General features: G+C 44.2%; 7 protein-coding genes. 2 read left to right on the forward strand and 5 right to left on the reverse strand.

The window, feature by feature from the left end; genetic code table 11:
* Positions 1-354: 354 nt before the first annotated feature.
* Positions 355-2,952: a type I DNA topoisomerase gene (topA, locus tag AACS92_RS17740; protein ID WP_099111892.1), complete on the reverse strand. Its 2,598-nt coding sequence runs from the start codon at positions 2,950-2,952 to the stop codon at positions 355-357.
* A gap of 564 nt (positions 2,953-3,516) precedes the next feature.
* The gene (gene sohB, locus AACS92_RS17745; protein WP_099111894.1) at positions 3,517-4,563 is read right to left on the reverse strand and encodes a protease SohB; all 1,047 of its coding nucleotides are present in this window, start codon (positions 4,561-4,563) and stop codon (positions 3,517-3,519) included.
* 267 nt (positions 4,564-4,830) lie between these two features.
* On the opposite strand from sohB, the gene AACS92_RS17750 reads away from it, so the two are divergent.
* Positions 4,831-5,595 carry a YciK family oxidoreductase gene (locus tag AACS92_RS17750; protein WP_099111895.1) on the forward strand — a complete coding sequence of 255 codons (765 nt, stop codon included), beginning with the start codon at positions 4,831-4,833 and terminating at the stop codon, positions 5,593-5,595.
* On the forward strand, positions 5,595-6,191 hold the full coding sequence (cobO, locus tag AACS92_RS17755; protein WP_099111896.1) for a cob(I)yrinic acid a,c-diamide adenosyltransferase: 597 nt from the start codon (positions 5,595-5,597) through the stop codon (positions 6,189-6,191). Before AACS92_RS17750 ends, cobO begins: the two co-directional genes overlap by 1 nt.
* An 82-nt stretch (positions 6,192-6,273) precedes the next feature.
* Here the strand turns inward: cobO and rluB are convergent, their stop codons facing one another.
* The 3 genes from rluB to rnm all read right to left on the reverse strand — a co-directional run bounded on the left by rluB (position 6,274) and on the right by rnm (position 8,769).
* On the reverse strand, positions 6,274-7,197 hold the full coding sequence (gene rluB, locus AACS92_RS17760) for a 23S rRNA pseudouridine(2605) synthase RluB (RefSeq protein ID WP_099111897.1): 924 nt from the start codon (positions 7,195-7,197) through the stop codon (positions 6,274-6,276).
* 61 nt (positions 7,198-7,258) lie between these two features.
* The gene (locus AACS92_RS17765; protein ID WP_099111898.1) at positions 7,259-7,879 is read right to left on the reverse strand and encodes an L-threonylcarbamoyladenylate synthase; all 621 of its coding nucleotides are present in this window, start codon (positions 7,877-7,879) and stop codon (positions 7,259-7,261) included.
* A 17-nt stretch (positions 7,880-7,896) separates the two neighbouring features.
* Positions 7,897-8,769, reverse strand: a complete 873-nt coding sequence (rnm, locus tag AACS92_RS17770) for an RNase RNM (RefSeq protein ID WP_099111899.1) — start codon at positions 8,767-8,769, stop codon at positions 7,897-7,899.
* Positions 8,770-9,025 lie beyond the last annotated feature (256 nt).

Below are 9,025 nucleotides of genomic sequence, written 5' to 3' on the forward strand. Positions count from 1 at the left end.
TTCTAAATTATACATGCCTGAGGATCTCCACGATTTTGTTTTCTTTAGCAAAAACTTTGATCGTGCCTCAGGCACTTTAGTTCCCTTCTTAAGCGAAGCTCAGGTAATATTAGCTTGAACATCTATATCGTAACGGAAAGGTGTTTTTCTTGGTATAACCTTTGAACTCCACCCGCAAAGCGGGTGGTTTTATGTTTAAGACGCTAATGCGACTTAAACTGGCTAAAGCCATAACAAAAAAAGCCAGTCCTGATAACTGGCTTTACAGAAAAAAAAGTCATATTTTAATTCAAAAATAAAATATCTGTCTGATTATATTTCAATGGATTGGCTAGCAACCCATTATGATAATCATCACTTTTCTTTGACCGTCCATGTACCATCAACAAAAAATGCGGTCCAACCCGTCGCTTTACCATTTTTCTCTGAAGAAACATATTGTTGTTTTGTCTTACGGCTAAAACGTACAATCGTTTTATTCCCTTCAGGGTCTTGAATCGGAGCTTCCGCTAGATAACGCAATTTCTCAGGTAAACGGTCTTTAAATTGAGCGAGTTCTTCAACTAAAGGTGCACGTGTTTCCCTTGATTTAGGGAACGTGCTGGCGGCCAAAAATACACCGGCAGCCCCATCACGCAGAACAAAATAAGCATCTGACTTTTCACACGGCAACTCAGGTAATGGCACAGGATCTTCCTTCGGTGGCGCAACTTCCCCACTCCGCAGGATCTTACGGGTATTTTTACACCCTTCGTTTGTGCATCCCATATATTTGCCGAAACGCCCCATTTTCAGGTGCATTTCCGAGCCACATTTATCACATTCAACGATAGGACCGTCATAGCCTTTGATACGGAACTCGCCGTTCTCTACTTCGTAGCCATCACAAGCAGGATTATTACCGCAGACATGCAATTTACGCTGGGTATCAATCAAATAGCTGTCCATTGCTGTACCACATTTGGAGCAGCGACGACGGGCACGAAGTGCGTTCGTTTCCGCATCATCCCCTTCAAGAATGTTCAGTATTTCATTCTCTGGGATCAGGTTAATGGTTTGCTTACAACGCTCTTTTGGAGACAATGCATAACCTGAGCAGCCTAAAAATACACCTGTCGTTGCAGTACGAATTCCCATCGGGCGACTACAGGTCGGACATTCAATAGAAGTAATGACCATCGGGTTCGGACGCATTCCGCCTTCTTCCGGATCTTTGTTGGCGATATCCAATTGCTCACTGAAATTGACGAAAAACTCATCCAATACGCCTTTCCAGTTTGCTTCATTGTTTGCAACGTGATCGAGCTGATCTTCCATTCTTGCCGTAAAATCATAGCTCATCAATTCGTTAAAGTTTTCTTCTAAGCGATCGTTGACAATTTCACCCATTTTTTCCGCGTAGAAACGGCGATTCTCAACCCGCACATAACCACGATCCTGAATGGTAGAAATGATTGAAGCATAAGTAGATGGGCGGCCAATACCCCGTTTTTCCAGCTCCTTAACCAATGACGCCTCACTAAAGCGCGCCGGTGGCTTAGTAAAATGCTGGCTTGGGAGCAGTTTTTGTAAATCGAGGGCCGTCCCTACTTCCACAATAGGCAAAGTACGGTCATCATCCCCTTTACGTAAGGCAGGCATAACTTTTGTCCAACCATCAAAACGTAAGGTACGGCCTTTTGCCCGCAATTCGAAATCGCCGGCCTGAACAGTCAGTGTGGTTGAATCGTATTTTGCCGGAGTCATCTGACAGGCAATAAACTGACGCCAGATAAGCTGATACAATTTCTGGGCATCAGCTTCCATATCTTTCAGTGCTTCAGCCATAATCTCAACATTAGACGGCCGGATAGCTTCATGAGCTTCCTGCGAATTCTCTTTGCTGCTGTAAATATTGGCTTCTTTAGGCAGATATTTATCACCAAAGTTATCACTGATGTAACCGCGAACCATGCTCAAAGCATCCTGACTCAGATTAGTAGAATCAGTACGCATATAAGTAATATGACCTGCTTCATATAATTTCTGAGCCATCATCATGGTTTTCTTTACGCCAAAGCCTAACCGAGTACTGGCAGCCTGTTGCAGCGTAGAAGTAATAAACGGCGCACTCGGCTTACTTGACGTTGGGCGATCTTCACGGTCTGTGATCTTATAACTGGCTTTTTCAAGTAAAGAGACGGCGGCCTGAGTCTGTTGAGCGTTAACTGGTTTAAATGGTTTACCCTCTTTATGGGTAACTTCCATATGGAGCTCAACGCCCCCTTTAGCCATGAGATCCGCATATATCTGCCAGTATTCTTCCGGAACGAAGGCTTTAATTTCCCGTTCACGATCAACAACAAGACGGACAGCTACGGATTGAACACGACCAGCAGACAACCCTCTGGCAACCTTTTTCCACAATAACGGTGAAACCATGTAACCAACCACGCGATCCATAAAACGGCGCGCCTGTTGTGCATTAACACGGTCAAGATTCAACTCACCCGGCTTATCAAAAGCCTGAGTAATAGCGTTTTTGGTAATCTCATTAAAAACAACACGGCTGAAACGTGTATCGTCTCCGCCAATGACTTCCCGCAAATGCCAGGCAATGGCTTCCCCTTCGCGATCAAGGTCCGTTGCCAGATAAATATGCTGTGCTTTTTCAGCCAGTGTTTTCAGCTCTGCTACCACTTTTTCTTTGCCGGGTAAGATCTGATAATTCGCTTCCCAGCCATGGTAAGGGTCAACTCCCATTCGGTTAACCAGCGCTGTTTTCTCATCTTTTTTAGTTTTCTTTTTATTCTTATCGGTAGATGAGCTCGAACTCTTTTGACTCGTTGTACCACTGGTCGGCAAATCACGGATATGACCAACGCTGGATTTCACAACGTAGTCATTTCCCAGATATTTATTGATTGTTTTGGCTTTTGCCGGGGACTCCACTATAACAAGAGCTTTACCCATAGTTACCTTTACCTAATTATCTTCTTTTCAGATGGCGAAAATTACGAAGTTATGTTGCGGTATATAAAATAGATCTCTTTTTATATTGCGATAGATTCGCAAGATATCAACTAATTTTTATCCCAGACTTTCGCTCAAACACCAAACCCTTTGAAATATATGAAATATTTTATACATAAACGCATACCATGCAATGACATGGCCTAACAGTTGTAAACAAAATCTTCCATCTGCATGACGAAAAGCCCACACTGTACCTGATAAAAAACGATGCGCAACAACTTATTTTTCTGGAAAGCGGAATAGGTGCAAACTAGAACACTTCCTGTCAAGCGGCAATTGCTGCTATAAAAACCAAATGAAATGATTAGGAAAATTGTGATTTTTGTGCAATGTAAACTATCTCTCAAGACAGTTCAGACAATATAAGGCAGGAAAAAACTTTCTTAATTTATGGGACGGATAATATGACTGTCATTCTGACCGTGTCATACTATCCGCCGTAATGCAGCTATATGTTATTGTTTAATCTATAGTTTACTTCATGTATCACCAGATTTACTGTCAGAGCAGTGGCTTCTGGCCTCTTTGCCACCAGCGCATCAGCAATTTATCAGCACTTTCCATTGCACTTCCCATGAAACGTTCCACTACACGCTTACGGCGGGAATAGCCGACTCCAATCACTTCACGGTGTTCAATTTGTGAAATCAGGAAATCATCACTGACACCAATTTCATCAATCAATCCAAGCTCTTTTGCCTGTGTGCCATACCAATACTCACCTGTCGCGACTTTATCGACTTCCAGTGCAGGACGATGATCATGAATGAACGATTTGAATAAGTTATGTGTTTCATTCAATTCTTCCCGGAATTTCTGCCGTCCCTGTTCAGTATTTTCTCCCAACATGGTCAGAGTACGTTTATATTCGCCTGCTGTATGCAATTCGATATCAACATCATTTTTCTTCAGGAACCGATGAATGTTTGGTAATTGCGCGACCACACCAATTGAACCAATGATGGCAAAAGGTGCAGCAATAATACGATCAGCCACACATGCCATCATATAACCGCCACTTGCCGCTACTTTATCTACCGCGATTGTCAGTCGGATGCCTTTGTTTTTCAGACGAGCCAGTTGAGATGCAGCAAGCCCGTAACCATGTACCACACCACCGGGGCTTTCCAAACGTACCAGAACTTCATCATTTTTATCAGCGACAGCCAGAACCGCGCTGATCTCTTCACGCAGAGAATCTACTTCATAGGCATCCATACTGCCTTTGAAGTCAAGCACATAAAGGCTAGTTTTCGGTTCACTCTTCAGGCCGCTTTTTGCCTCAGCTTTTTTCTGCTTAGCTTCACTTTTTTGCTGTTTTTTCTGCTCCTTCTGCCAGATTTTCAGCTCTGCCTCACTCATTCGAGCCTGCTGCATCTGACGTTGTTTTTCCTTATAAGTTTCACCAAGATTGGTCAGGCGCAATTCGCCTTTGTGCATTGTCTTACGCACACCAACTCCAATACAAAATACTACCAGAACGACGACTGCCAGGACGATAGTCACTACTTTTGCCAAGAACAGTCCGTATAGAGAAACATACTCCACAGATCCACCTTTCTTCATTAATGATGAACAATATATATTTTATTTTAACCAAAAACCTGAAACAGTGCTCTAACAGTTTATCTTGCTTCTGTTGCGTCAAATCTACTTCAGAAAAAATAATTAATATAATTTATCTATTTTCACAAAAAAGAAAGCAGAGAAACTTTTGTCAATTTGACGAAAACACGAAGTTTTGTTCTGATAAGACGTTATGTACTACACCTATCTATCCGCCAGATTTAAAAACCGTTTATAGAAGAGAGTCAGATGTTAGATTACCAACCAAAGAATGACCTGCTGCAACAAAAAATCATTTTAGTCACTGGTGCCGGTGATGGTATTGGGCGTGAAGCTGCATTAACTTATGCCCGGCATGGTGCACAGGTTATTTTACTTGGGCGCACAACAGCAAAACTGGAAGCGGTTAAACAGCAAATCGAAAATGAAGGCGGCTTACCTGCGGCTATTTATACGATGGATCTTTTAACTGTGACAGCTAATGAATGCCAGACTTTTGCTGACGAGCTGGCACAACATTATCCCCGTCTGGATGGCGTATTACATAACGCAGGTTTATTGGGGGTTGTCGCGCCCATCACAGAACAGCCCGTCCAACTTTGGCATGATGTGATGCAGGTGAATGTCAATGCCACATTTATGCTGACTCAGGTACTGATCCCATTACTATTGAAATCCCCCCGGAGTTCTTTGGTATTTACCAGTTCCAGTGTAGGGCGTGAAGGCAGAAGTGGCTGGGGAGTCTACGCTGTTTCCAAATTCGCCACAGAAGGTCTGATGCAGGTTTTAGCACAGGAATATCAGGGAACGTCCCTGCGGGTTAATTGCATTAATCCGGGTGGAACCCGTACCAATATGCGCGCCAGTGCATTCCCTGATGAAAATTCCGCCAAATTAAAAACACCTGCCGATATTATGCCTGTTTATCTTTATTTGATGGGGGATGACAGCCAGCATGATTCAGGTATTAGTTTTGATGCACAACCGGGCCGCAAAGCGGGACCAGCCGAATAATGACAAGAGATAACAGCCAGTACCAAAAAAGGCAGCAACGTCTGAAAGAAAAAATCGATGCCCGCATTGCTGCCGCACAACAAGAGCGCGGTATCGTTATGGTGTTCACTGGCAATGGAAAAGGGAAAACAACGGCTGCATTCGGGACTGTTACCCGTGCTGTTGGTCATGGCCAACGTGTTTGCGTCATCCAGTTCATTAAAGGAACATGGGAAAACGGAGAGAAAAACCTGTTGGAAAAAAACGGAGTTGAGTTTCATGTTATGGGAACCGGATTTACTTGGGAAACTCAAAATCGGGAAACAGATACTCACGCCTGTCAGTCAGTATGGCAACATGCCTTAAGGTTGTTATCCGATCCTTCAATCCAGCTTATTGTGCTTGATGAACTCACGTATATGGTCAGTTATGGATATCTGGAACTTAGCGAAGTTCTGACAGCACTGAAACAGCGTCCTGCCAGCCAGTCAGTTATTATTACCGGACGAGGTTGTCACCGTGAGTTGCTTGAATATGCCGATACCGTGACAGAGATGCGGCCCGTCAAACATGCCTTTGATGCAGGAGTCAAAGCCCAAAGAGGCATCGATTGGTAAATAATATGGCTGGTAAAAATCATTGAGTGATGAGAGCCGCTGTTTGAAAGCGCAATAAGCACTAAACAGCGGCCTGAGAAGATTAACGGCCTTTAGGTGTCGTTTTTCTTCCTGTGTTCTGGCGGGAACTACTTGCAGGACGTTTTCCTGCCGGGCGAGAAGCTACCTGAGCATGTCGCCTTACTGCACGACGGATCTGATTGGCTTTGAGACGGCGTTGGTCGCGTTCAACCGCGACTTTGGATACAGTCTCTTCATTCAGCTCAACCAATTGGCGCAAATAGTTCGTCTGCTCCAGACCTAATTCAGTCCAGCCACCACGAGGTAAACCTTTCGGCAGATCAATATCACCATAACGAACACGGATCAAACGGCTGACCTGCACACCAACGGCTTCCCATAAACGTCTGACTTCGCGGTTACGCCCTTCCGTCAGAGTGACGTTATACCATTGGTTAATACCTTCCCCACCTTTAAACGAAATCGTCTTAAATGAAGCCGGGCCATCTTCCAACTGTACACCTTGTGTCAATTGGCGCAATTTTGCGTTATCTACTTCACCAAAAACACGAACCGCATATTCACGTTCAACTTCACGGCTTGGGTGCATCAGACGGTTTGCCAGTTCGCCATCTGTTGTAAACAGCAACAGGCCACAAGTATTGATATCCAGACGCCCAACGGCAATCCAGCGCGCATCCTGCATTTTTGGCAAACGGTCAAAGACTGTCGGACGGCCTTCCGGATCATGGCGGGTACACAACTCGCCTTCTGGTTTATAGTAAGCCAGAACACGACAAACTGTTTTTTGTGACTCTTTGATATTTAAGATCCGACCGTCAAAGCGGATTTTTGTGCCGGGTTTGACTTCAATACGATCACCCAACGTTGCGATCTTGCCATCAATACTAATGCGCCCCTGTTGAATGTATCCTTCAATTTCACGGCGGGAGCCATGACCAGAACGCGCAAGAATTTTTTGTAACTTTTCTGTTTTATCGCTCATTGAGCAACCTCTGCTGTCGCCTTCACAGGCGTCGTATAATAAAAATAATTAAATGGTTATCTTATAAAAAAGGCGTTGCATCGCCTTCGCCTTCACGAAGAACCACTGGTGAATCCTCGGTTAAATCCACGACCGTTGTCGGTTGCTGCCCAAGATAGCCACCGTGAATGATTAAATCAACCTGTTTACCCAGCGTATCTTTAATCTCTTCCGGATCAGATTCTGCAAAATCATTTCCGGGTAAAATCAGACTACATGACATCAGAGGCTCACGCATTGCCTCCAGCAGCGCTAATGCTATAGGGTTCGATGGAACACGCAGCCCTATCGTTTTACGTTTCTCATTCATTAAACGGCGCGGCACTTCTTTTGTCGCCTGCAGGATAAATGTGTAATTACCGGGTGTATTATTCTTAATTAGCCGGAATGCCTGATTACTCACATGGGCATAAGTCGCAATTTCTGATAAATCACGACATACCAGCGTAAAATTGTGCCGTCCATCCAGTTGACGAATTCGGCATATACGGTTCATTGCGTCCTTGTTTTCGAGACAGCAGCCAATAGCATAACCTGAATCAGTAGGATAAATGACAACTCCGCCCTTTTTCAGTACTTCCACACTCTGGTCAATAAGACGCGTCTGTGGATTGTCAGGATGGATATAAAAAAACTGGCTCATAACAATAACCTCTACTTCTATGCAGCTCCGCTCTGTGACCAATCGTGCCATATCGGTACAACATCACCGGGTAACCACAAATTACGACCGAGTTCTATCCATGAACAAGGCTGGTGAAAATCAGACCCTAATGATACTTTCAGCCCATATTCTCTTGCCAGTTGACCAAGTTGTTGCCTTTCATTAGGTGCTTGTTGGCATTGTGCAACTTCCATTGCATCACCACCATGTTGTTTAAACCAGATAATCAAGCGTTTCAGCCATTTCATTGACAAACCATATCTACCGGGATGAGCAATCACTGCCTGTCCTCCGGCCTGATGAATGGTTTCAACTGCCTGCTCGATTGTACACCATTGAGGCGGAACATAACCGATCTTTCCTTTCGCCAGATATTTTTTGAACACCCGCTGAATTGTCGGCTCGATTCCCGCCTCAATCAGGTAACGGGCGAAATGACCACGAGTGACCTGCCCGCCATTAGCTAACCGGGATGCACCTTCCCAAGCGCCGGGAATACCTGCTTTAGCTAACCGATACCCGATTTCAATGCCACGCTCTTTTCTTAAATTAACCTGATTAGACAGAAATGTTTTTAAGGCAACGGAGTTAATATCAACATTTAACCCAACAATATGAATTTCCATATTTTGCCATAACGTCGAAATTTCAACGCCGGAGATTAACGTTAGAGGTAGCTGATTCTGCCTAATATGGTTTAAAGCCTCTGGAATACCTGCTGTTGTATCGTGATCCGTCATTGCCAGTACATGAATACCCATGGAAATAGCTCTGTCCACGAGCTGCTCAGGTGATAAAACTCCGTCTGAAGCAGTCGTATGACTATGTAGATCATAGCGTTTTGTCATTGCACTGATGGCTTCAGTCATTGTTCTTTACCTGTGTGTTGGATGAAAAGCAGGCGCACTGTCTATCAGATATTGGGCGATATGACGTACAAAGCGGGAATGATACCACACTGATGGCGGTTGCAGGGGCTAAATACCGAATAGACTTCGTTATTTAGATGGAAAAGAGAAACCCTATGACCTTGTTTAAGATTTTGTGTAATCGCCATTTCCAATTAAACGTGACCGTCTAAACGGTCACCAAATTCAATCATAAAACGACTCATCGCAAGACGCC

The organism is Xenorhabdus sp. KJ12.1, from assembly GCF_963876495.1.
GTDB lineage: Bacteria > Pseudomonadota > Gammaproteobacteria > Enterobacterales > Enterobacteriaceae > Xenorhabdus > Xenorhabdus stockiae.